Genomic DNA, 21348 nt, shown 5'->3' on the forward strand with positions numbered 1-21348 from the left:
CGGCTCAGGCTGGTAACGATTAGACATCGTTGTCATTAGTAGGGTCCTTCATCATGGAATTTCACTTGACTGTACCTTGTGATCTTGATTACATGATGCATGACATCGTTGTCAGGCACCAGAAGTGCCACGAAACCAGGAGATTCAATGTTGAGTTCCAAAGCCCCGCGGACAGTCACCCACCGCCTGCTTGCCATCGGTGCAGTTCTGACCCTCGGCACGCTCAGCCTGACCGCTTGCGGCGGGAGTTCCCCAAGCACCTCGTCAACCGGAAGCTCTTCGGCCGAGAAGGTCGGCGTGTCCCTGATTGTGAAGACCACCTCGAACCCGTTCTTCGTTTCCATGCAGGACGGCGCAAAGAAGGCCGCCGAAACCGACGGCGTGGACCTCAAGCTCGCAGCCGGCAAGGCCGACGGTGACGAAGAGACCCAGATCCAGGCCATCGAAAACGCAATCTCCAAAGGCGACAAAGGCATCCTCATCACGCCCAACGGCCCTTCCGTCGTGGATGCGCTGAAGAAAGCCAAGGACGCCGGCCTGTTCGTCATCGCCCTGGACACGCCGCCGGACCCCGCTGACGCCGCCGACATCACTTTCGCCACCGACAACTTCGCCGCTGGTGAACTGATCGGCAAGTGGACGGCCGCGCAGCTTGGCGGAAAGAAGGCCACCATCGCGCTGCTGGACCTGTTCGACGACAAGGTCGTCTCCGTGGACTACAACCGGGACCAGGGCTTCCTGACCGGCCTCGGCATCGACACCGCGGACAAGAAGAAGAACGGTGACGAGGCCAAGACCGGCAAGTACACCGGCGGCAAGGGCGGCGACTACGAGATCGTGGGCAGCCAGGCAAGCCAGGGTGCTGAGGACGGCGGCCGGACCGCCATGGAAACCCTCCTCGCCAAGAACCCGAACATCAACGTGGTCTACACGATCAACGAGCCGGCTGCGGCCGGTGCCTTCGAGGCGCTGAAGTCCGCCGGCAAGGAAAAGGACGTCTTGGTGGTGTCCGTGGATGGCGGCTGCTCGGGCGTCAACAACGTCAAGGCCGGCGTCATCGGCGCCACTGCCCAGCAGTACCCGGTGAAGATGGCGGAATTGGGTGTCAAGGCCATCGTTGAGCTGGCCAAGACCGGACAGAAGCCAGCCAACTCAGAAGGACTGGACTTCTACAACACCGGCGTCGAGCTCGTCACGGACAAGGCCGTAGACGGCGTCAAGAGCATCACCACGTCCGAGGCCTCCAAGATCTGCTGGGGCAAGTAGCCAGCGTGGACCTCGCACCGCGGGAAGGTGCTGAAGTTGCAGTACCTTCCCGCGGTTCACAGCGCGAGAATTGACTGCAGAAGCAGCAGCCGCCGCACCAGCACCAGCCGAACCAGCCCCAGCAGGACCTTGAAGTTCAGGAGCAACAGTGACCCAGCAACAGACCGCCGGCCCGCCCGCCGCAGGGCATGCAGACCCGGCCGAGGAATTCCTCGACCGCCAGACCCCGCTCAGCCGAATCCGCAACATCCTCCACCGCTATCCCGCACTAAGCCCGGCCATTGTCCTGCTGGTTGCGGTGGTGGTCTTCGGGCTCCTCAATGAGAGGTTCCTCCGGGTCGAGAACCTGTCCTTGATCACCCAGCAGGTTTCGGTGGTGGGAACCCTCGCCATCGCCCAGACCCTCATCATCCTCACCGCCGGCATCGATCTCTCGGTGGGCGCCGTCATGATCCTTGCCTCCATGGTGGTGGCACAGCTGGCCGTCGGCAGCGGCGCGCCCGCTCCGCTCGCTCTCCTCCTTGGCCTCGTCGTGGGTCTGGCAGCGGGGGCGCTGAACGGTTTCCTGGTCACCAGGTTCCGGCTCCCCCCGTTCATCGTCACGCTCGGAACGCTGAACATCTTCATCGCCGTGACGCTTCTCTACTCCGGCGGCTCCACAGTCCGCGGCTCCAGCATGCCCGGACTGCTGACATGGATGGGCAGCACGTTCCCGGTTGGCCCCGTGCGGATCTCCACCGGCGTGGTCATGATGCTCTTGCTCTACATCGCGGTCGCCTTCATCCTCGGCAAGACCGCCTGGGGCCGACACGTCTACGCGGTGGGCGATGACAAGGAAGCCGCCCGCCTGGCCGGCATCCCGGTGAACCGTGTCCTGATGAGCGTTTACCTCGCAGCGGGGGCCGTGTTGGCCGTCGGCGCGTGGATCCAGATCGGCCGCACGAACGCAGCCAGCCCCAACGCCGGCGTGGACCTGAACCTCGACTCCATCACCGCCGTCGTGATTGGCGGAACCAGCCTCTTTGGCGGACGCGGCTCAATCTGGGGATCCCTCCTCGGAGCGCTCATCGTCGGGGTATTCCGCAACGGCCTGTCGCTGGCCGGCCTCGATGTGCTCTACCAGACCCTCGCCGTGGGCGTCCTCATCATCCTCGCTGTGTCGATCGACCAGTGGATCCGAAAGGTGAAATCATGACCGCCACAGAAATCCAGCCGGCCAAGGCCGAGGTCCGCCAGCCGATCCTGCAGGCCAAGAACCTCGTCAAGACCTTCGGCCGGGTTGTGGGCCTGGACGGCGTCAGCCTCGACCTGTACCCGGGCGAAGTCCTGGCGATCATCGGCGACAATGGTGCCGGAAAATCCACGCTCATCAAGTGCCTCACCGGGGCCGAGGTCCCGGACTCGGGCGAGTTGTTCGTTTCCGGCCAGCAAGTCCACTTCAAGCGCCCGCAGGACGCCCGCGTCCACGGCATCGAAACGGTCTACCAGAACCTTGCCGTGTCACCTGCACTCGACGTCGCCTCCAACCTGTTCCTGGGGCGGGAAGAGCGGGTTCCCGGCCCGCTGGGAAAGATCTTCCGCGTCCTCGACACCAAGGGAATGCGCCGCAAGGCCAAGGAAGAGCTGACCCGGCTCGGCATCTCCACGCTCCAGGACGTGACGGTGCCGGTGGAAAACCTGTCCGGTGGCCAGCGCCAGGCTGTCGCCGTGGCCCGCGCCGCAGCGTTCGGCTCCAAAGTGGTTGTGCTCGACGAGCCGACGGCGGCCCTCGGCGTGCGGGAATCAAATCAGGTCCTGCAGCTGGTCCGGGACCTCCGGGACAGGGGCCTGCCGGTCATCCTGATCAGCCACAACATGCCCCACGTGTTTGACGTGGCCGACCGGATCCACATCCAGCGCCTCGGCAAGTGCGCGGCCACCATCACGCCGCAGTCGCACAGCATGACCGATGCGGTGGCGATCATGACGGGTGCCGCCACCGCCTGACGGCCACCGGATTACAGCACCAGCGTTTTTCTGCAGCACCGTTCTACCTTCCCCAACTCCGTCCGCGGGCCTTTGACAGGTCCGCGGACGGCTCCATGAAAGGCCCTCCCATGCTTAAGCCCCCTTCCAGCACAGCTCCCCCGTCAACCCCTGACGTCATCGTCATCGGCGAAGCGCTGGTTGACGTCGTCACCTCTCCGGAAGGCAACGTTGAACACCCCGGCGGATCGCCGGCGAACGTCGCCTACGGGCTTGGACGCCTCGGCATCCGCGCTGCCCTTCTGACATCAATCGGCGACGACGACCGCGGCGCAGCGATCGAGGCGCACCTGGGCAGCGCCGGCGTCGTGCTCCTCCCCGGTTCCAAGACGCCGGGCCGGACTGCGTCCGCCACCGCCACCCTGGCAGCCGACGGCTCCGCCAGGTACGACTTCGACATCAGCTGGGAACTCCCGCCTGTGGCACCGGCGTTCCTCCCCAAGGTGCTCCACACCGGCTCCATCGCCACATTCCTGGCACCCGGCGCCGCCGCGGTCAAGGCGGTCCTGGAACAGGCGCACCGTGAATGCATGGTCACCTACGATCCCAACATCCGTCCTGCCCTGCTGGGCAGCCAGGCAGAGGCCCGGGCCATCTTCGAGGAGCTGGTTCCGCTGACCGACGTGGTCAAGCTCAGCGATGAAGACGCCGGGTGGCTGTACCCGGGGTTGCAGCTTGAGGAGGCCGCCGCGAGGATCCTGGGCCTGGGCGCCGGGCTGGCCGTGGTGACCTGCGGCTCCGAGGGATCGCTGCTGGCCACCCCGGCCACGCAGCTGCACATCCCGGCCATAAGGTCGGTAGTGGCCGACACCATTGGCGCCGGCGACTCCTACATGGCGGCACTGATCTACGGCCTGCTCGCACGCGGGACCGACGGATTGGCTCCGGCAGTGCTGGAGACCCTCGGGCGCACCGCGTCCAAGGCCGCGGCCATTACTGTGCGCCGGCCCGGCGCGAACCCGCCCACGGCCGACGAGCTGCTCGCGGACCTGCCGGACGGCGCGGCCGTTCCTGCCGCCGTCGTCGCGTGATCCAGGCACCTGCTTCTTGAATGCGGGGGCGCTGTTACGGCGCCTGGGTTGCGGCGCCGCCGGTTCAGTGCCCGGCGTCCTTCGCGGCCTTGGCGGCGGCCTTGGCCGCCTGCTTGCTGGCGCGCACCTTGCTCAGCGACTCCGGATCCACAATGTCGGCAACAGACAGGTACGCATCCTCCTGGCCGTAGTGGCCCGCGGCCTCGCGCCAGCCCTCTGCCTGGAGGCCGCACTGCTTGCCAAGGAGCGCCAGGAAGATCTTTGCCTTCTGCTCGCCGAATCCCGGTAATGACTTGAGCCGGCGCAGCACCTCCTGGCCGTCGGGGTCTCCCTGCGTCCAGATGGTTTCGGCGTCGCCGTTCCACTCGCGGTGCACCGCATCAGCGAGGGCCTGGACACGTCCCGCCATGGATCCCGGGAACCGGTGCACGGCCGGCCGCTCCTTGAACACCTCCACGAAGCCCTGGGGGTCGTAACCGGCGATCGCCGCGGGATCCATGGATCCGATACGCGTCCGGATCTTTTCGGGACCGGCAAACGCCGACTCCATGGTCACCTGCTGGTCAAGCAGCATGCCGGTGAGCAGCGCAAACGAGTCATCGCTGAGTAACTTGTCGGCGGCGGGGTCCCCCGTGATGTGCAGTTCCATGCGTCCTATCCTTCCATCTGCTCCGGGTCCGCGTCAGGCGTTGCCCTTCATCCGGCCATGCACGGTCGCGGCTCCCCACACCGTCAGGAAAGCAGCCACGAGCAGCAGCCCGGCGTCGCCCAGATCGATGGACGCCAGCCACGCCGTCACGGGATCTCCCAGGCCGAACGCCGCATCAAAAAGGCCCCCGAGGGTGATGACGGAGACGAACAGTGCCGACACGGCCGAAATTCCCGTCACCAGGGCGTTGAAACCAAGCTTTCGGCTGGGGTCATGAATGGCTGACTTGTACATCCGCATCATGGCCACGCCGTTCAATGAATCGCAGAATGTCATTGACGCCGCGAAGGCGAACGGCAACGCCATCAAGGCCAGCGGCGACACCCCGGCGAGTGACGCCGCTGTTGTCATGACAAGCAGGCCGATGGTGGTGGCCGTGTCGAACCCCAGCCCGAACAGGAAGCCGATTGCATAGATGTTGCGCGGGTGCTGGACCCGGGACAGCGGTCTGGCCAACAGGCGCGCCATGAAGCCCTTCGTCTCGAGGTCATCCATGGAGATGCTCGCACCCGTCCTGGAGCTGCGGTACAGCTGTGCCGTCCGCACGAACGCGGAGCCGTTGAAGATGCCCATCAGCAGCAGGAACAGCCCGGAGACTCCGCTTCCAATGAGCCCCAGTGCGAGGTTCCCGGTGCTGCCCTCCTCCATGAGGCGCCCGACGGCGGAGGCGCCGGAAACCACGAAAACGCCTGCCAGCACCACCACTGAGCTGTGGCCCAGGCTGAATGCGAAACCGACGCTGACAGGGTCCCGCCGCTGCGCGACGAACTTCCGCGTGGAGTTGTCGATCGCTGCGATGTGGTCCCAGTCGTAGCTGTGCCTAATTCCTGCCACATAGGCAGTCAGGACCAGCCCCAGCGCCAGCGGCTGGCCGGCGCTTGCCGTGCCGAGTGCGAGAAGAACGACGGCGGCAACGTGCAAGGCGATAACAGCACCGAACGTCCACAGCAGCCTGGTGCGCACTGACAGGTGTTCGCGAGAGCGGTAGAGGACGGCCAGGTCTGTCAGCGTTGTCATCAGTGCTTCCTCAAGTTCAGGGGATCCTGACCATTCCAATTGTGACGCAACAGTGCTGTGCACGCACCCAGCAATCGGGCGAGCTCCTCCGTGCTGTTGGCCAGCGAACGCACTATGAGGCCGGTGGTGCCGGCCACGGAGCCGGTCAGGGAAATTCCGGTGTAGGCGTCGTGGGCCTGCGTCGCCACGTGGAGTTCGTCGGCGAGCGCCTGGTCCACGCGCGGGTCCACGACAATGAGCGATCCCAGGTGGCTGAAGCCCTCCATGAAGGCCATCCCGGTGACGTCGTTGAGGGGCGGACGGACCAGCAGGTTGTCGAGTGCCAGGAGTTCGGTGCCGGAGCCAGTCTCCACGCGGATCTCGTTGCGGAGCCGGAGTTCCTTGTACCGGAAGGAGGCGCCGTCCGGCGACCACCCCGGCGTGATCACCTCGGACATCATCAGGCTCGACGACGGCCGCACCGTGATGTGCGTGTTCTGCCGGTAGCTTGCCTCCCGGTACGCGATGAGCTGGTCCGGCGCGAGTTCGAGCTGCGCCCCGTCTCCAAGCCGCAGGGTCATCCGCTGCTCGGCGAACGACCCCGGGGTCCGGTAGATCTTCGTCGCCGACTGCGTGGTCAGCAGCAGCCTGGCCCCGTCCCCCACCTCCACATCGACGACGTAAAGATCAGCGCCAAGGTAAGCCCCGCCCGGATTCACGACGACATAGCAGACCTGCCCGCTGTCATCCAGGTAGTGCGGCCGAAGGACTCTCAAGGCGCCTTGATGGAACTGCCTCGAGGCAATCGATTTCCCGCGGCGTTCAGTGATGAGGAGTTCAAGACGGCCCCTCTCGGGCCGATCAGCGGACGCGGGTGAGCTGACTGCTTGAGCCGGCTCGGCCGCCGTCGTCCTCATCGCGCCAGGTCGAGCATCAGGACGTCGCGCCGCACCCATTCGATGACGGCGTCCAGGCCTTCGTCAGTTTTCAGGTTGGTGAAGCAGAACGGCTTGGCGCCCCTGAACTCGCGGGAGTCCCGTTCCATGACGGCGAGGTCTGCTCCCACGTGCGGCGCGAGGTCGGTTTTGTTGATGATGAAGAGATCGGACTTGATCATGCCCTGCCCGGCCTTCCGCGGGATCTTCTCACCCTGGGCGACGTCGATGATGTAGATCGAGAAGTCCACCAGTTCCGGGCTGAACGTGGCGGAGAGGTTGTCGCCGCCGGACTCCACGAAGATCACCTGCAGGTCCGGGTGCCGCTTCTTGAGCTCCTCGATGGCCGCCGTGTTCATCGAGGTGTCCTCGCGGATCGCCGTATGGGGGCAGCCTCCGGTCTCGACGCCGATGATCCTGTCCTCAGGCAGGATCCCGTTGGCGGCCAGGATCTTGGCGTCCTCGATGGTGTAGATGTCGTTGGTGATGGCGGCCATGGAAATCTCACGGCTCATGTGGCGGGTGAGCCGCTCCACGAGCTGGGTCTTTCCGGCGCCAACCGGCCCACCGATGCCGATCTTGATGGGTTCAGTCATTCTTTCCTCCTGCTAACTCATGAACATGCGGGCACGTTGACGCTCATGCCGCATTTGCGAAATTTCCAGGCCGGGGCTCACGGCGCCGAAGTCGTCCGGCGTGAGGTGACCGACCTCCTCGACGGCGGCAGCAACGCCGTCGGACGCCTTCCGCAGCAACCGCTGGCCGGCGTTCTGCCCCAGCGGAATGGCACGGACCGCGTTCTGGGTCAGCGAGGTGACCGCGGCGAAAAGGTACGCGGCGAGCGACTCCGGTAAAGGCACTCCCAGTGAACGGGCGACGACGGCGAACGCCAGCGGCTGATGGCCGGCGGAACGGCCGGTGGTCACCAGCTCCGTGTACGCTGCGAGCTCGGGCGACGGGAAGACCTCAGCACCGATTTCCAGCAGCCGCGTGCCCATCTTGATGCTGGCCTCCCGCAGCTGCCGCGGCAAAAGCTGCGCAGTCAGCATCGAATCCAGCTCCTCGACCCCGGCGCCCTCGTAGAGGAACCGGATGGCCAGCCCGTCCGAGTAGGTCAGCTGCTGCCGGATGAACGCGGACAGCCACACCCCGAACGAGCCCTCATCATGAACCAACCCGCGCTCAATGTAGGTCTCAAACCCCAGCGAGTGCGCAAACGCCCCGGTGGGAAGCGCCGAGTCGGTCAGCTGCTGCAGGGCGAACCGGTAGCCCCCGCTGATTGAGCCCGCCGAAATCTGGTCCCGACAAGCTCGGCCACCGGGCTCGGCCTCAGTGCGAGTGTTCGGCATGGCGGAAGGGGACTGGCATGACGCGTTCCTGGCGGTCGTACGGCACTCCGACGTGCTTGAGATAGTCCTCCACGGTGTGGTCGTACTGGCAGACCATGACCTCGGCTCCGTACTCGGAGGACGCGTCGAAGAACTGGGCCTGCAGGTGCCGGTTGCCCAGCGAGTGGGCCGCGACTCCCATCTCATGGATGGTCCGCGGTGCGATCACCAGGACGTCGGTGGGCAGCACGGACACCACGATCACGTTGGTTTCGGCGACGTGGAGGACGTCGCCCTCGCGAAGGTCAGCGGAACCGGCGGGCAGCCGGATGCCGAGTTCCTGGCCGTGGTCGGTGGTGACGCGCTGGATCCGTTTGACCAGCTGGGCGCTCGGCAGCACCACCTTCTCCTTGTGGAGCCCGAAGTAGGGGTCCTGGCCGGCGGCCTGATCGTGCAGGTTGCCCAGGATCTTCTCGATGATCATGTGCTTTCTCCGTGGTCTTTGAGTGGTGTTTTCAGGGCGGTGGCTGGGATGCCCTAGAAGAGGAAGTAGCGCTGTGCCATGGGCAGCACGTCCGAAGGTTCGCACGTGACGTCCTCGCCGTCCACCGTCACCTTGTATGTTTCCGGATCTACCTGGATGTCCGGGGTGGCGTCGTTGTATTTCAGGTCGGCCTTGGACAGCGACCGGATCCCGGCGACCGGCCGGATGACCTTCTCCAGCCCCAGTTCTTCCGGTACGCCCGCGTCAATCGCGGCCTGGGACAGGAAGGTGATGGAGGACTGCTGCAGGGCCTTGCCGAACGTGGCGAACATGGGGCGCATGGTCCGCGGCTGCGGCGTGGGGATGGAGGCGTTGGCGTCGCCCATCAGTGCGTAGGCGATCTGGCCGCCCTTGAGCACGAGCTCCGGCTTCACGCCGAAGAACGCCGGGTCCCACAGCACCAGGTCCGCGAACTTGCCCTCCTCGACCGAGCCGACGGAGTCGGCCATGCCCTGGGCGATGGCCGGGTTGATCGTGTACTTCGCCACGTACCGCTTGAGCCGGAAGTTGTCGCTGTCCGCTCCCTGGCCGGCAGCCGAACCGTGTGCACCGCCGGCAGGATCCTTCAACACGCCGCGCTGCTTCTTCATCTTGTCCGCCACCTGCCACGTGCGGATGATCACCTCGCCCACCCGGCCCATGGCCTGCGAGTCGGAGGAGGTGATGGCGAAGATGCCCAGGTCCTGCAGGACGTCCTCGGCGGCAATGGTTTCGGCGCGGATGCGGGAGTCGGCGAACGCCACGTCCTCCGGGATGTCCGGGTTCAGGTGATGGCACACCATGAGCATGTCCAAGTGCTCTTCGATGGTGTTGCGCGTGTACGGCAGCGTGGGGTTCGTGGACGCCGGAAGGACGTTGGGCAGCCCGGCGATCTTGATGATGTCCGGCGCGTGGCCGCCGCCGGCTCCCTCGGTGTGGAAGGTGTGGATCACGCGGCCGCCGATGGCCCGGATGGTGTCCTCCACGAAGCCGCATTCGTTCAGGGTGTCCGTGTGGATGGCCACCTGGACGTCGTATTCGTCGGCGACCTTCAGGGAGGTGTCGATCGAGGACGTCGTGGATCCCCAGTCCTCGTGGACCTTCAGGCCCACCGCCCCGGCCCGGATCTGTTCGGCCAGCGGCTCGACGGCGGAGGCGTGGCCCTTGCCCAGCAGGCCGATGTTGATGGGGAGCCCTTCGGCGGCCTGCAGCATGCGCTGGATGTGCCACTTTCCGGGAGTCACGGTGGTGGCCTTGGTGCCTTCCGCCGGGCCGGTCCCTCCGCCCACCATGGTGGTCACGCCGCTGCACAGCGCCGCGGGCACCTGGTCTGCGGAGATGAAATGGATGTGGGTGTCCACGCCGCCGGCGGTGAGGATCTTGCGCTCCCCCGCGATGATTTCGGTGCTGGCGCCGATCACAATGTCCACGCCGTCGGCGATCTGCGGGTTGCCAGCCTTCCCGATCTTGAAAATGTGGCCGTCTTTCAGGGCGACGTCTGCCTTGTAGATCCCCGTGTAGTCCAGCACCACCACATTGGTGATCACGGTGTCCGGGACGTCCAGCCTTTCAGCGCCTCCGCTCGGCAGCTCGCCGTCGCGGGTCACCTGCCCGTTCTGGCCCATGCCGTCGCGGATGACCTTGCCGCCGCCGAACACCACTTCCTCGCCGTAAACGGTGAGGTCCTTTTCGATCTCCAGGAACAGGTCGGTGTCCGCCAGGCGGATGGCGTCACCCGTCGTCGGGCCGTACAGGTCCGCGTACTGCTTGCGGGACAATTCGAAACTCACTGTGCTCCCCCCGCGTTTTCCGGTGCGGACTGTGCCGCGCCAAGGCTGCCGTTCACCGCGTTGCTCAGCCCGAAGACCTCCCGGCTGCCGGCCAGTGCGATCAGCCGCACGGTCTTGCTGTCACCGGGTTCGAAGCGCGCGGCCGTGCCGGCGGGGATGTCGAGCCGGCGCCCGTAAGCGGCCCGGCGGTCGAACTCGAGCGCCCGGTTGGCTTCGGCGAAGTGGTAGTGCGAACCCACCTGCACGGGGCGGTCACCGGTGTTGACTACGACGACGTCGATCGCCTCGCGGCCCGCGTTGATCACCACAGGCTCACCCTGCAGAACGTACTCTCCCGGAATCATGGCGCCCCTTAGCGGATGGGATCGTGGACGGTGACGAGCTTGGTGCCGTCAGGGAAGGTGGCCTCGACCTGGACGTCGTGGATCATTTCCGGCACGCCTTCCATGACGTCGTCGCGGCTGAGCAGGGTGGTGCCGTAGCTCATCAGGTCGGCCACGGTCCGCCCGTCCCGCGCACCCTCAATTAGTTCGTAGCTGATGATGGCAACGGCCTCCGGAAAATTCAGCCTGAGCCCCCGCGCCTGGCGGCGGCGGGCGAGGTCGGCGGCGACCACGATCATGAGCTTTTCCTGCTCGCGGGGCAGCAGATGCATTCGAGGAATCCCTTCTACGGCGGGCACCGCGGGCGGCATGCAGCGGCTGCGGTGTGCCACCAGCCTAAGCGGCGGACGTTTCCGCGAGATTTCAGACCCTTCGGGGGGCCGAGCAGCTCAGGGCGCCGAGGCTCGGATCCTCAGCTCAAACTCCACTTCGACGTGCACTCCTTGCTCCGCCTTCTGGGTGCCTTCGATCCGATCGATCAGCAACGCGACGGACCGTTCGGCAATGTCGTCCATGCCCGGGGCAACAGTGGTGAGCGACGGCGAGGCGAACCTTGCCTCGTCGATGTCGTCAAAGCCGGCCACGGCGACGTCCGCCGGCACGTTGACGCCGCGGATCTGCAGTTCGTGCATGGCCCCGAGCGCCAAGGCGTCGTTGAGTCCGAAGACGGCATCAAAATCCGCTCCGCTCCCCAGCAGCTCCCCCACGGCGGCGGCGCCGCCGTCGCGGCGCCACTCGGCCGGCACAATAAGCGCCGGGTCAAAATCCACTCCCGCGGCGGCGAGCGCCTCCCGATAACCGGTCAGGCGCAGGCCCGGGCTGCCGGCGGAATCCTCCGCCGACGCCCCGATCACTGCTATCCGGCGGCGGCCGCCCGCCAGGAGGTGGGCCGTGAGAGCCCGCGCCGCTCCGACATTCTTCATGGTGACGAGGTCGAACCGGGGATCTTCGATGTGCTCCCCAAGCATTACGAGCGGCTTGCTTCCGCGCCGGTTGGCCACAGCGTCCGCCCCCAGCGCCAGGGGGGTGAAAAGTAGCCCGTCCGTGAGCTGGCGGAATGTACCCTGCAGTGCGCTGAGTTCGTTCGCCTCCCCTGCCGCAGACTGCTCCACGAGCACCCGGTAGCCCCGGGCTGAGGCAACCGTCATGAGCCGGGAAGCGAGCTCGGCGTAGTACGGCACGGAGAGGTCCGACAGGACCAGGCCCAGCATCCGGGACTTTCCGGACCGGAGGCTCCGCGCCGTCAGGTTGGCCTCGTAGCCCAGCTCGGCGATCGCATCCAGCACCTTCTGCTTGGTGGCCGGCCTGATGAACTCGTAGTCGTTGAGCACGTTGGACACCGTCTTGAGGGAAACTCCCGCGGCACGGGCAACATCGTTCATGGTCACGGCCATCCAAGGCTCCTTCTCGCGGCGGTACGTCTGGGTACATCGTTGCAGAAAGCGGACCGCCCCGCCCGCAAGAATTTCCCAAGGTGCCTGCCACACCCTTTCTCCAAGGTCTCTACGCTCCGGGGCCGGGCAACGGCGCCTGGCCCCGGGGATATCGGGGGGAGACCCACAGGTCGGATCCCCTAGGGAATGCCGGGGGGAGTTTCTAGGGGACCGCCTGGGGGGCAAGACCTTGAGGGAACCATGGGGAAAAGTCTGGGGGAATCATGCGGAAGGTGGGGCAGGCATTGGCGCAGAATCCTGAGGTGCCCATCGCGGCATGGGCAGTCGCGGAGGGGGCCGCCACAGACCGGGGGCTGTTTGCCCTGGTCGCCTCGCATCGCGGTGCCCGGGCTGCCGGGTTTCCGGAGCCGGTGCGGGCCGCCGCAGGTGAACGCGCAACGGGCATGGAGTTCCTGGCACAGCTGGGCTCGGGGCCCCTGCGGATCACGTCGGCGGTCATCGCGGACCTGCCCGGCATCGCCGGCGCCGTTGTACTGTCAACCTGCAACCGCTTCGAGGTCTACTGCGAAACCGCCCCCGGCGCCCGCCCTGAAACAGCCCGGGAGAACGTGCTGTCCGTCATCAGTATGTGTTCCGCCGTTCCCCGGCACGAACTCAGCCAGTCCTTTGACGCACTGACAGGTCCCGCCATGACCGAGCACCTGTTCTCGGTGGGGGCGGGCCTTGACTCGGCGGTGATAGGCGAGCGGGAGATCGCGGGGCAGCTGCGGCGGTCCCTCGCTTCTGCGCAGGAATCCGGCACCGCCAGCGGAGCGCTTGTCCGGCTGTTCCAGGGCGCTTCCCGCGCGGCACGGGATGTGGGCGCGCTGACCACGCTGGGCGACGCCGGCCGGTCCATGGTCTCGGTGGCCCTGGACCTGGCAACCGCAAGACTCGGCATCGGGCCGCGGCCGGACCTGGATCAGACTGGTGGGGATCAGGCTGCTGGGGATCAGGGCCGCCGGAACCAGGCCGGCCGCGGCTTAGCCGGCCTGTCGGTCGTGGTCATCGGCACGGGCGCCTACGCGGGTTCCACCATGGCACTGCTGGCCGCCGGACAATGCACCCGGGTCTCCGTGTTCTCCTGGTCCGGACGGGCAGAGGCATTTGCCGCGTCCCGCGGCGCCGCAGCCCTGACCCGGGACAATCTGCAGGCGGCGATTCTCAACGCGGATGTGGTGATCGGATGCAGCGGCCGCGGACCGCGGCTTGGCGCTGACGACTTCCGCGCCTTCAGGCAGGGCGCAACGGCCGATCTCGTCGTCGTCGACCTCGCGCTCAGCCGGGACTTTGAACCGGGGGCCGGCGAGCTGCCGGGCGTTGAACTGATCTCGCTTGAGGACGTGCGGCTCGCCTCGCCGCCCGAACACACGGACGTAGTCCGGCAGGCCAAAGAGCTGATCCGGCAGGCGGCGGTGAAGTTCGAGGAGGACCAGCAGGCCCGCCTCATGGACCCTGCCATTGTGGCCCTGCGCGGCCACATGCAGCAGGTCCTCGCCGGGGAAATTGCACGGGTGAAGAACGAGCACGGCTGTACTGCCACGGCGGAAGCAGTCGAGTTCGCACTCCGGCGCGTCGTGCGGCAGCTCCTTCATGTTCCCACCGCCCGGGCGCGGGAGCTCGCCGCGGCCGGGCGGCAGGACGACTACACCGCGGCGCTCGAGGCCCTCTACGGGCTGAACGTGGAAGCGGGGGTCCTGCAGTATGCAGGCCCAGGAGACGTTGACGCGCCGGCCGCCACCCGGGACGGTGCTGGAAGCATCTGTCCCGGACAGGGTGAGGGCCGTGAGGAGCCGTTCCTCACCCTTCCCGCCGCGAGCTAGCTGTACCCCGCCAGGACGTTGCCCTCAACTGTCCACAACCGTTGCTGTCCGGCCCGCCCGCGGGGCATCATCGTGACATGACCAAATACCTCATCTCGTTCCCGAGCGAAGCCATGGTGCTCACCGACGAGGAGTTCCCGATCGTCTTCGCCGAATCCCACGCTGTGATCCAGGAGGCGAAAGCTGCCGGCGTCTACGTATTCGGCGGCGGGATCGAGGAGGACGTCGACCCCGTGATGGTCTCCGCCGACGGGTCGGTCAGCCCCGAGATCTATCCGGGCTCCGAACTCAAGGGCGGGTTCACCGTGCTGGAACTGCCGACGCGCGAGGACGCGGTCGAGTGGGCGAGGAAGATCGCGGTGGCGTGCCGTTGCTCGCAAGAGCTCCGCGAGTTCGGGTACGACCCGGCGAGCTAGCTGCACAGCCAGCCGCAGGTCCCAAACGCCCGGGTCCCAACCAGCCGGCGGAGGTCAGGACTCCACGGCCAGGCGGATCATCGTCCACGAAACGGCCGGGAGAACGGCGGTGAGGCGGCCGCCGTCGAGCTTCACACTCACGTTCTCCGCGGGCAGCACTGACGTGGAGTCATCGGCCGTCGCGTGCCAGTACGGGTCCTTGTTGGCGAAGGTGACGGCCTCGATCAGCCGCACGTTGTTGCCGAGCCCGGCCACGGCGGCGTCGAGCGACAACGCCTCAGCGGCTGATCGGTTGACCGCGAAAACCACGGCCTCCCCGGCCTCGGCATCGAACGTCGCCACGGCGGAGAGCGCGGCAAAATCCTCGGTTTTGCCGCCGCTCAGCCAGGGGGACTCCACTGCAAGCTGCAGGACGGTGCCGGCCGCGTACCGGGAGGTCAGGGCGAACGGGTGGAAGATGGTCTGCTTCCAGGCGCGCCCGCCCGGTTCCGTCATGATCGGGGCGATGACGTTGACCAGCTGGGCAAGGCTCGCCGAGTGGACACGGTCGGTGTGGCGCAGCAGGGTGACCAGCAGGTCGCCGACGACGACGGCGTCCGCCACCGAATAGCGGTCCTCGAGCAAGGCGGGGGCGACGGGCCAGTCCTTGCCTGAAGGAACTTTGGATTCGTCGCGGCCGGCGTGCCAGACGTTCCACTCGTCAAAGGAGATGTTGACCTGCTTCGCGGTCTTCTTCACCGACTTCACATGGTCGATGTGGGAAATGATGTCGCGGATGAAGGAGTCCATCCGGTGCCCGGCCGAGAGGTGTTCCTGAAGATCGCCGAGGTCTTCGAAGTACTGGTGCGCGGAGACCAGGTCCACGAGCTCGTACGTTTCGGTCAGCACCACCCGCTCCCATTCACCGAAGGTGTCCATGCCGGGCGCGGAGCTTCCGCAGGCCACGAGTTCGAGGTCCGGGTCAACCATGCGCATGGCCCGCGCCGCGTCCGCAGCCACGCGGCCGTACTCCAGGGCGTTCTTGTGGCCGATCTGCCAGGGCCCGTCCATCTCGTTGCCCAGGCACCACATCCTGATGCCATACCCCTGCTCGGCGCCGTTGGCCCTGCGCCGGTCCGAGAACGCCGTGCCGCCGTCGATGTTGCAGTATTCCAGCAGGTCCACGGCTTCCTGCGTGCCTCGCGTGCCAAGGTTCACGGCCATCATGGGCTCCACCCCGGCCTTGACCGACCATTTGGCGAACTCGTCCACGCCCACGAGGTTGGGGTCCGTGGAGTGCCAGGCGAGATCGAGCCGCGCGGGGCGCTCTTCCGCAGGGCCGACGCCGTCCTCCCAGCGGTAGCCTGACACGAAGTTCCCGCCCGGGTAGCGGACAGTGGAGACGCCCAGTTCCCGCGTCAGTTCCAGGACGTCAGCCCGGAAGCCGTCCGCGTCCGCCATCGGGTGCTCAGGCTCGAAGATGCCCGTGTAGACGCAGCGGCCCAGGTGCTCGACGAAGGCGCCGAACGTCCTGCGCCTCACCGGCCCCACGGTGAAGGCGGGATCAATGGTGATTTTCGCGGAATTGGCGGCTGGAGTGCTCATCGGTGTGTCCTCTTTCCCTTTTCTACAACGTTATAGAAACCAGTCTGACCGCTGACGGCCGCGTCCGTCAAGGCCTCTGGCCACCCGAGTCCATCCGGGGTTAATTTTTAATCAGCTTCCAGGACAGCTCCCCCCGCTCGCCCGGCAATGAGAGGAAGTCCAATGAACCCCCCGGCCAGCGACCCCTCATCTCGTGTGCCGCGCGCTCCGCATTCTCGGAGCGGCGTGGTCTATTCGGCGGAGGGGCTGATCCTGACCAACGAACACGTGGTGCGGGGACGCACGGACGTTGAAGTGGCCTTCGCCGACGGCCGCCGCGTGGCCGGCATCGTGCGGGCCACCGATGCCGTTTCCGACCTCGCCCTCGTGTAGGCGAAGCGCACCGGCCTTCCGGTGGCCAAATTCCAGTCCGAACTGCCCGGATCGGCGAACTCGCCGTCGTGATCGGTTCCCCGCTGGGATTCGAAAACACGGCGACGGCGGGCATCATCTCCGGCCTCCACCGCGAAATCCCCGGGTCCGCCGCCAGCAGCCAGTCCCTGGTGGACCTGATCCAGACCGACGCCGCAATCAGCCCCGGAAACTCCGGCGGCGCGCTGGTGAACGGCAGGGGCGAGGTGGTTGGAATCAGTGAGGCCTACATCCCGCCGCAGTCCGGAGCTGTAGCGCTTGGGTTTGCCATCCCCGCCGCCACCGCCGTCAAAGTGGCGGATCAGCTCCGCGAGGACGTCACCGCGGATCACGCCTTCATAGGCCCGACGCTGGGTGATATCACCCCGCAGATCGCCGAGCGCCTGGGCCTGCCGGACACGCGCGGCGCCCTGGCCCTCGCGGTCCCGGACGGTGGACCGGCCGCGAAGGCCGGCATCCGGTCCGGCGATGTCCTCGTGAAGCTCGACGGCGAAGAGCTGGCCGCGCCCGAGGACCTGCTCGCCGCCTTGCGGAGCAGGAGCCCGGGACAGACCGTGACCGTCGAATTCCGCCGGGGAACGGAAACCCACGAAGCGAAGGTCCAGCTCGTTTCGCGCGCTTCCCAGACGGGGTGAGCGCGAACCGGGCCGCCCCGGAACCCAATGCCGCTACAGGCCGCCGGCCAGCTTGTAATAGGCGGCGTTCCAGTTCAGTTCCTTCTTGAACTGCTTGATGGTGGTGCCGTCGTCGATGGTGAGCAGCTCGGTCTGGGCGATTTCAGCGAAGTCCTCGAACACCTCCATGCCCACCTGCGTGGAGAGGACGGTGTGGTGGGCGGCACCGGCGGTGAGCCACGCCGCCGCGGAGGTGGCGAAGTCCGGCTTCGGGGACCAGAGGGCGCGGGCGACGGGCAGGTTGGGCAGCGGTTCGTCCAGGTCCACGACGTCCACGGCGTTGGCCACGAGCCGGAACCGGTCCCGCATGTCGGACAGAGCCACGACGACACCGGGGCCGGCGTCGGTGTCAAAGACCATCCGGACGGGATCTTCCTTGCCGCCGATGCCGAGCGGGTGGATCTCGACCCGCGGCTTCGTGGCGGTCAGGGAGGGGCAGACCTCGAGCATATGGGCGCCGAGGATCTTTTCCTGGCCGGGCGTGAGGTGGTACGTGTAGTCCTCCATGAGGGAGGCGCCGCCGGGCAGGCCGGCGCCCATGACCTTCGCGGCACGGACCAGGATGGCGGTCTTCCAGTCGCCCTCGGCGCCGAAGCCGTAGCCGTCGGCCATGAGCCGCTGGACCGCCATGCCGGGCAGCTGCCGCAGTTCGCCCAGGTCCTCGAAGGACGTGGTGAACGCGGCGGAGCCGTTGGCCTCGAGGAAGCTGCGCAGGCCGAGTTCGATCCGCGCGCTGTAGCGCAGCGACTCGCGCCGGGCGCCGCCGGCCTTCAGCTCCGGGACCACCTCGTAGAGGCGCTCGTACTCCGCGACGAGGGCGTCGACGTCGGACTCTGCGGCGACGTGCACGGCGTCGGCGAGCTCGTTCACGGACCAGGTGTTCACCGAGACGCCGAAACGGAGCTCGGCCTCGGTCTTGTCGCCTTCGGTGACGGCGACGTTGCGCATGTTGTCCCCGAAGCGGGTCAGCTTCAGGGTCCGGACGGCGGCCCAGCCTGCGGAGGCGCGCTGCCAGGCGCCGACCTGGCGGGCGACCTCGGGGTTGGAGGCGTGCCCCACCACGGTCTTGCGCGGGATGCCGAGGCGGGACTGGATGTAGCCGAATTCGCGGTCGCCGTGGGCGGCCTGGTTCAGGTTCATGAAGTCGAAGTCGATGTCCGCCCAGGGCAGCTCGACGTTGGCCTGGGTGTGCAGGTGCAGCAGCGGCTTCCGGAGCAGGTCCAGGCCCTGGATCCACATCTTCGCCGGGGAGAAGGTGTGCATCCAGGCGGTCACGCCGATCACGGCATCGTCCGAGTTCGCCTCGAGCGCCGTGCGGCGGATGGCGTCCGAGTCGGTCAGCACGGGCTTCCAGACGAGCTTGACGGGAACGTCGGAGGAGGCGTTGAGGGCGGCGGCGATCTCCTGGGACTGCGCGGCGACCTGCTTCAGGACATCCTCGCCGTAAAGGTGCTGGCTGCCGGTGAGGAACCAGACCTCGTAGTGCTCAAGGGAGGTGTTGTTGGCGTGGGGCATGGTGGTTCTCCTGGAAAGGACTGAGGTGAAAGGGAATGCTGCGGGACCCGGCCGCCGGGTTATTGGGTTTGGCGGCCGGGAGGGGTTTAGCGGCCGTAGACGTTCTGGTAGCGGTCGTAGAGGGACTCGATCTGGCCCGGGTCGATCGGCAGCGGCTCGCCCAGCTGCCGGGCGATGTGGACGGTGCGGGCCACTTCCTCGCACATCACGGCGGCCTTGACCGCGGAGCGGGCATCCTTGCCGATGGTGAACGGTCCGTGGTTCTGCATCAGGACCGCCGGCGAGTGGGAGGCCTGCAGGGTTTCGACGATCCCGCGGCCGATCGAGTCGTCACCGATCAGCGCGAACGGGCCCACCGGGATGGTGCCGCCGAACTCGTCGCCCATCATGGTCAGCACGCACGGGATGGCCTCCCCCCGCGCGGCCCACGCCGTCGCGTAAGTGGAGTGGGTGTGGACCACTCCGCCGACGTCGGGCATGTGCCGGTAGACGTAGGCGTGCGCTGCGGTGTCCGACGACGGCGTCAGGGCCGGGTTGCCCCACTCGCCGTCCGCGGGGACGCCGTGGAGGTCGGTGACCACCATGGTCTCCGGCGTGAGGTCCGCGTACGAGACTCCGGACGGCTTGATCACCATCAGATCGTGGCCCGGGACACGGGCGGAGACGTTCCCGGAGGTCCAGACCACCAGTTCGTAGCGGGTCAGCTCGGCGTGCAGGGCGCAGACCTCGGCCCGGATCCGGGCAATGGTGTCCAGGAGGGCGCTCATGCGGAGACCCCTTCTGCGAGCAGGGACTTTGCCGCGTGACGCTGGATGGCCTTGAGCCGGTGCATGACGTCGTTGGTTCCGCGGCCGAAGTAGTCGTGCAGGGTGCGGTATTCGCGGAAGAGTTCCTCGTACGCGGCGACGTTTTCCGGGATCGGGGTGTATACGGCTCCGGGGGCTGAGCCCATGGCCGCCGCGGCCGCCCGGATGTCCGCGTACCTGCCGGCGGCGACGGCGGCGTGGATCGCCGAGCCCAGCGCCGGCCCCTGGGTGGAGCCGATGGTGGAGAGCTGCAGCCCGGTGACGTCCGCGTAGATCTGCATCAGGAGTTTGTTCTTCAGCAGCCCGCCGGCCACGATGAACTCCTTCACCGGCACCCCCGAGTCGCGGAAGGCGTCCACGATGGTGCGGGTGCCGAAGGCCGTGGCCTCCAGGAGCGCGCGGTAGGTGTCCTCTGGCCGGGTGGCCAGCGTCTGGCCCATCACCACGCCGGTCAGTTCGTGGTCCACCAGGACCGAGCGGTTGCCCGAGTGCCAGTCCAGGGCGATCAGGCCGTGCTCGCCGATCGCCTGCCCGGAAGCCAGCCCGGTGAGGTACTCGTGGATGCCCAGGCCGGCAGCGGCCGCGGCCTCGTGGTACTCCGGCGGAACACCGTATTTGGTGAACCAGCCGAAGATGTCCCCCACGCCGGACTGGCCTGCCTCGTAGCCCCAGAGTCCGTCGACGATGCCGCCGTCGACCACCCCGCACATGCCTGGCACCTCGCGCAGTTCCGCACCGTTCATGACGTGGCAGGTCGAGGTGCCCATGATGGCCACCAGCTGGCCCGGCTCCACGGCCTTGGCCGCCGGGGCGGTGACGTGGGCATCGACGTTGCCGACGGCCACGGCGATGCCCTCCGGCAGTCCGGTCCAGGCAGCGGCCTCGGCGGTCAGGAACCCCGCAGCGTCGCCGAGCCGGCCGATGGTGTGCTCCAGTTTAGCGCTAACAAAGTCCTTGAACTGCGGGTTCAGCGCGGCCAGGAAATCCTCGGACGGATACTTCCCGTCCTGGTAGATGCCCTTGTACCCGGCCGTGCAGGCGTTGCGGACATAATTGCCGCACAGCTGCCAGACAATCCAGTCCGCGGCCTCCACCCAGTGGTCCATCTCCGCGTACGCTTCCGGATCCTCCTCCAGCAGCTGCAGCCCCTTGGCGAACTCCCACTCGGAGGAGATCAACCCGCCGTAGCGCGGCAGCCAGGTCTCGCCCAGCTCGGCGGCCAGGGCGTTGATCCGGTCCGCCTGCCCCTGCGCGGCGTGATGGCGCCAGAGCTTGACGTACGCGTGCGGCCGGCTGGCGAAGCCCGGCAGTTCATTCAGCGGGGTGCCGTCAGACTTCACCGGCACCATGGTGCATGCGGTGAAGTCCGTGGCGATGCCGACCACTGCGGAGGGGTCGATGCCCGCGTCCGCGATCGCCGCCGGCACAGCGTGCCGGAGCACCTCCCGGTAGTCGTTCGGCACCTGAAGTGCCCATTCGCCGGGAAGGCGTGTGACGCCGTCGTCCGCCACATCCGCCGGAAGCGCCTCGGTGACCACCGCGTGGGGGTAGTCGAACACCCCGCTGCCGAGTTCCTTGCCGTCCCTTACCCGGACCACCACGGCCCGGCCCGACAGGGTGCCGTAGTCCACCCCGATGACATAGTTTTCGCCGCCGGGGTTGAACCCGGTGTCATCACTAGATTGCATGCTAAAACCTCC

At 67.0% G+C, this 21348-nt stretch carries 22 protein-coding genes; 8 read left to right on the plus strand and 14 right to left on the minus strand.

The window, feature by feature from the left end; all coding sequences use genetic code 11:
• Positions 1-147: 147 nt before the first annotated feature.
• The 4 genes from B1A87_RS16700 to B1A87_RS16715 all read left to right on the plus strand — a co-directional run bounded on the left by B1A87_RS16700 (position 148) and on the right by B1A87_RS16715 (position 4322).
• Complete coding sequence (locus tag B1A87_RS16700; RefSeq protein WP_078027350.1) at positions 148-1266, plus strand: substrate-binding domain-containing protein; 1119 nt, start codon at positions 148-150, stop codon at positions 1264-1266.
• Positions 1267-1414: 148 nt separating this feature from the next.
• Positions 1415-2461 (plus strand): ABC transporter permease, encoded by a 1047-nt coding sequence (locus B1A87_RS16705; protein WP_056631709.1) that lies wholly within the window; start codon positions 1415-1417, stop codon positions 2459-2461.
• On the plus strand, positions 2458-3252 hold the full coding sequence (locus tag B1A87_RS16710; protein ID WP_078027351.1) for an ATP-binding cassette domain-containing protein: 795 nt from the start codon (positions 2458-2460) through the stop codon (positions 3250-3252). Before B1A87_RS16705 ends, B1A87_RS16710 begins: the two co-directional genes overlap by 4 nt.
• Before the next feature lie 110 nt (positions 3253-3362).
• The gene (locus B1A87_RS16715; RefSeq protein WP_078027352.1) at positions 3363-4322 is read left to right on the plus strand and encodes a carbohydrate kinase; all 960 of its coding nucleotides are present in this window, start codon (positions 3363-3365) and stop codon (positions 4320-4322) included.
• 64 nt (positions 4323-4386) lie between these two features.
• Here B1A87_RS16715 and B1A87_RS16720 read toward each other — a convergent pair whose 3' ends face one another.
• The 10 genes from B1A87_RS16720 to B1A87_RS16765 all read right to left on the minus strand — a co-directional run bounded on the left by B1A87_RS16720 (position 4387) and on the right by B1A87_RS16765 (position 12380).
• Positions 4387-4971 carry an HhH-GPD-type base excision DNA repair protein gene (locus B1A87_RS16720; RefSeq protein ID WP_078027353.1) on the minus strand — a complete coding sequence of 195 codons (585 nt, stop codon included), beginning with the start codon at positions 4969-4971 and terminating at the stop codon, positions 4387-4389.
• A 33-nt stretch (positions 4972-5004) separates the two neighbouring features.
• Entirely contained in the window at positions 5005-6048 is a 1044-nt protein-coding gene (locus tag B1A87_RS16725) for a HoxN/HupN/NixA family nickel/cobalt transporter (RefSeq protein WP_078027354.1), read from the minus strand.
• Complete coding sequence (locus tag B1A87_RS16730) at positions 6048-6833, minus strand: urease accessory protein UreD (RefSeq protein WP_260681064.1); 786 nt, start codon at positions 6831-6833, stop codon at positions 6048-6050. The genes B1A87_RS16725 and B1A87_RS16730 overlap by 1 nt, the downstream gene beginning before the upstream one ends.
• Before the next feature lie 107 nt (positions 6834-6940).
• A complete protein-coding gene (gene ureG / locus B1A87_RS16735; RefSeq protein ID WP_078027356.1) occupies positions 6941-7558 on the minus strand; it encodes an urease accessory protein UreG in 618 nt (205 codons plus the stop codon).
• Positions 7559-7570: 12 nt separating this feature from the next.
• Positions 7571-8311, minus strand: a complete 741-nt coding sequence (locus B1A87_RS16740) for an urease accessory protein UreF (RefSeq protein ID WP_078027357.1) — start codon at positions 8309-8311, stop codon at positions 7571-7573.
• Positions 8292-8774: an urease accessory protein UreE gene (gene ureE, locus B1A87_RS16745; protein ID WP_078027358.1), complete on the minus strand. Its 483-nt coding sequence runs from the start codon at positions 8772-8774 to the stop codon at positions 8292-8294. The genes B1A87_RS16740 and ureE overlap by 20 nt, the downstream gene beginning before the upstream one ends.
• Before the next feature lie 53 nt (positions 8775-8827).
• The gene (gene ureC, locus B1A87_RS16750) at positions 8828-10603 is read right to left on the minus strand and encodes an urease subunit alpha (RefSeq protein WP_078027359.1); all 1776 of its coding nucleotides are present in this window, start codon (positions 10601-10603) and stop codon (positions 8828-8830) included.
• On the minus strand, positions 10600-10947 hold the full coding sequence (locus B1A87_RS16755) for an urease subunit beta (protein ID WP_078027360.1): 348 nt from the start codon (positions 10945-10947) through the stop codon (positions 10600-10602). The genes ureC and B1A87_RS16755 overlap by 4 nt, the downstream gene beginning before the upstream one ends.
• A gap of 8 nt (positions 10948-10955) precedes the next feature.
• On the minus strand, positions 10956-11258 hold the full coding sequence (locus tag B1A87_RS16760) for an urease subunit gamma (RefSeq protein ID WP_078027361.1): 303 nt from the start codon (positions 11256-11258) through the stop codon (positions 10956-10958).
• A 117-nt stretch (positions 11259-11375) separates the two neighbouring features.
• On the minus strand, positions 11376-12380 hold the full coding sequence (locus B1A87_RS16765) for a LacI family DNA-binding transcriptional regulator (RefSeq protein WP_078027362.1): 1005 nt from the start codon (positions 12378-12380) through the stop codon (positions 11376-11378).
• Positions 12381-12664: 284 nt separating this feature from the next.
• Between B1A87_RS16765 and B1A87_RS16770 the strand changes: the two genes are divergently transcribed.
• A complete protein-coding gene (locus B1A87_RS16770; RefSeq protein WP_260680903.1) occupies positions 12665-14242 on the plus strand; it encodes a glutamyl-tRNA reductase in 1578 nt (525 codons plus the stop codon).
• 77 nt (positions 14243-14319) lie between these two features.
• Entirely contained in the window at positions 14320-14658 is a 339-nt protein-coding gene (locus B1A87_RS16775) for a YciI family protein (protein ID WP_078027364.1), read from the plus strand.
• A gap of 54 nt (positions 14659-14712) precedes the next feature.
• Here B1A87_RS16775 and B1A87_RS16780 read toward each other — a convergent pair whose 3' ends face one another.
• Positions 14713-16242, minus strand: a complete 1530-nt coding sequence (locus B1A87_RS16780) for an alpha-N-arabinofuranosidase (protein ID WP_078027365.1) — start codon at positions 16240-16242, stop codon at positions 14713-14715.
• A 225-nt stretch (positions 16243-16467) separates the two neighbouring features.
• Here B1A87_RS16780 and B1A87_RS24130 point away from each other — a divergent pair, with 225 nt between their 5' ends.
• Positions 16468-16614, plus strand: coding sequence for a S1C family serine protease (locus B1A87_RS24130; protein WP_260680905.1), 147 nt, complete (start codon positions 16468-16470; stop codon positions 16612-16614).
• A 68-nt stretch (positions 16615-16682) separates the two neighbouring features.
• Complete coding sequence (locus B1A87_RS16785; RefSeq protein ID WP_260680906.1) at positions 16683-17288, plus strand: S1C family serine protease; 606 nt, start codon at positions 16683-16685, stop codon at positions 17286-17288.
• A 33-nt stretch (positions 17289-17321) separates the two neighbouring features.
• On the opposite strand, the gene araA is transcribed toward B1A87_RS16785, so the two are convergent.
• The 3 genes from araA to araB form a co-directional block, all read right to left on the minus strand.
• Positions 17322-18842, minus strand: a complete 1521-nt coding sequence (gene araA, locus B1A87_RS16790; RefSeq protein WP_078027366.1) for an L-arabinose isomerase — start codon at positions 18840-18842, stop codon at positions 17322-17324.
• A gap of 86 nt (positions 18843-18928) precedes the next feature.
• Positions 18929-19609, minus strand: coding sequence for an L-ribulose-5-phosphate 4-epimerase (locus tag B1A87_RS16795; protein WP_078027367.1), 681 nt, complete (start codon positions 19607-19609; stop codon positions 18929-18931).
• A complete protein-coding gene (gene araB, locus B1A87_RS16800; protein WP_078027368.1) occupies positions 19606-21336 on the minus strand; it encodes a ribulokinase in 1731 nt (576 codons plus the stop codon). Before araB ends, B1A87_RS16795 begins: the two co-directional genes overlap by 4 nt.
• Positions 21337-21348: the final 12 nt, after the last annotated feature.

It is taken from the genome of Arthrobacter sp. KBS0703 (assembly GCF_002008315.2).
Classification (GTDB): Bacteria; Actinomycetota; Actinomycetes; order Actinomycetales; family Micrococcaceae; genus Arthrobacter.

What these genes read in the sequence shown, in the direction of transcription:
- B1A87_RS16795 (WP_078027367.1), bottom strand. Translation starts at nt 19,609, where the DNA reads ATGAGCGCCCTCCTGGACACCATTGCCCGGATCCGGGCCGAGGTCTGC.
- B1A87_RS16755 (WP_078027360.1), bottom strand. Translation starts at nt 10,947, where the DNA reads ATGATTCCGGGAGAGTACGTTCTGCAGGGTGAGCCTGTGGTGATCAAC.
- B1A87_RS16720 (WP_078027353.1), bottom strand. Translation starts at nt 4,971, where the DNA reads ATGGAACTGCACATCACGGGGGACCCCGCCGCCGACAAGTTACTCAGC.
- B1A87_RS16725 (WP_078027354.1), bottom strand. Translation starts at nt 6,048, where the DNA reads ATGACAACGCTGACAGACCTGGCCGTCCTCTACCGCTCTCGCGAACAC.
- B1A87_RS16740 (WP_078027357.1), bottom strand. Translation starts at nt 8,311, where the DNA reads ATGCCGAACACTCGCACTGAGGCCGAGCCCGGTGGCCGAGCTTGTCGG.
- araA (WP_078027366.1), bottom strand. Translation starts at nt 18,842, where the DNA reads ATGCCCCACGCCAACAACACCTCCCTTGAGCACTACGAGGTCTGGTTC.
- ureG (WP_078027356.1), bottom strand. Translation starts at nt 7,558, where the DNA reads ATGACTGAACCCATCAAGATCGGCATCGGTGGGCCGGTTGGCGCCGGA.
- B1A87_RS16765 (WP_078027362.1), bottom strand. Translation starts at nt 12,380, where the DNA reads ATGGCCGTGACCATGAACGATGTTGCCCGTGCCGCGGGAGTTTCCCTC.
- ureE (WP_078027358.1), bottom strand. Translation starts at nt 8,774, where the DNA reads ATGATCATCGAGAAGATCCTGGGCAACCTGCACGATCAGGCCGCCGGC.
- B1A87_RS16700 (WP_078027350.1), top strand. Translation starts at nt 148, where the DNA reads ATGTTGAGTTCCAAAGCCCCGCGGACAGTCACCCACCGCCTGCTTGCC.
- B1A87_RS16715 (WP_078027352.1), top strand. Translation starts at nt 3,363, where the DNA reads ATGCTTAAGCCCCCTTCCAGCACAGCTCCCCCGTCAACCCCTGACGTC.
- B1A87_RS16760 (WP_078027361.1), bottom strand. Translation starts at nt 11,258, where the DNA reads ATGCATCTGCTGCCCCGCGAGCAGGAAAAGCTCATGATCGTGGTCGCC.
- B1A87_RS16775 (WP_078027364.1), top strand. Translation starts at nt 14,320, where the DNA reads ATGACCAAATACCTCATCTCGTTCCCGAGCGAAGCCATGGTGCTCACC.
- B1A87_RS16780 (WP_078027365.1), bottom strand. Translation starts at nt 16,242, where the DNA reads ATGAGCACTCCAGCCGCCAATTCCGCGAAAATCACCATTGATCCCGCC.
- B1A87_RS16710 (WP_078027351.1), top strand. Translation starts at nt 2,458, where the DNA reads ATGACCGCCACAGAAATCCAGCCGGCCAAGGCCGAGGTCCGCCAGCCG.
- araB (WP_078027368.1), bottom strand. Translation starts at nt 21,336, where the DNA reads ATGCAATCTAGTGATGACACCGGGTTCAACCCCGGCGGCGAAAACTAT.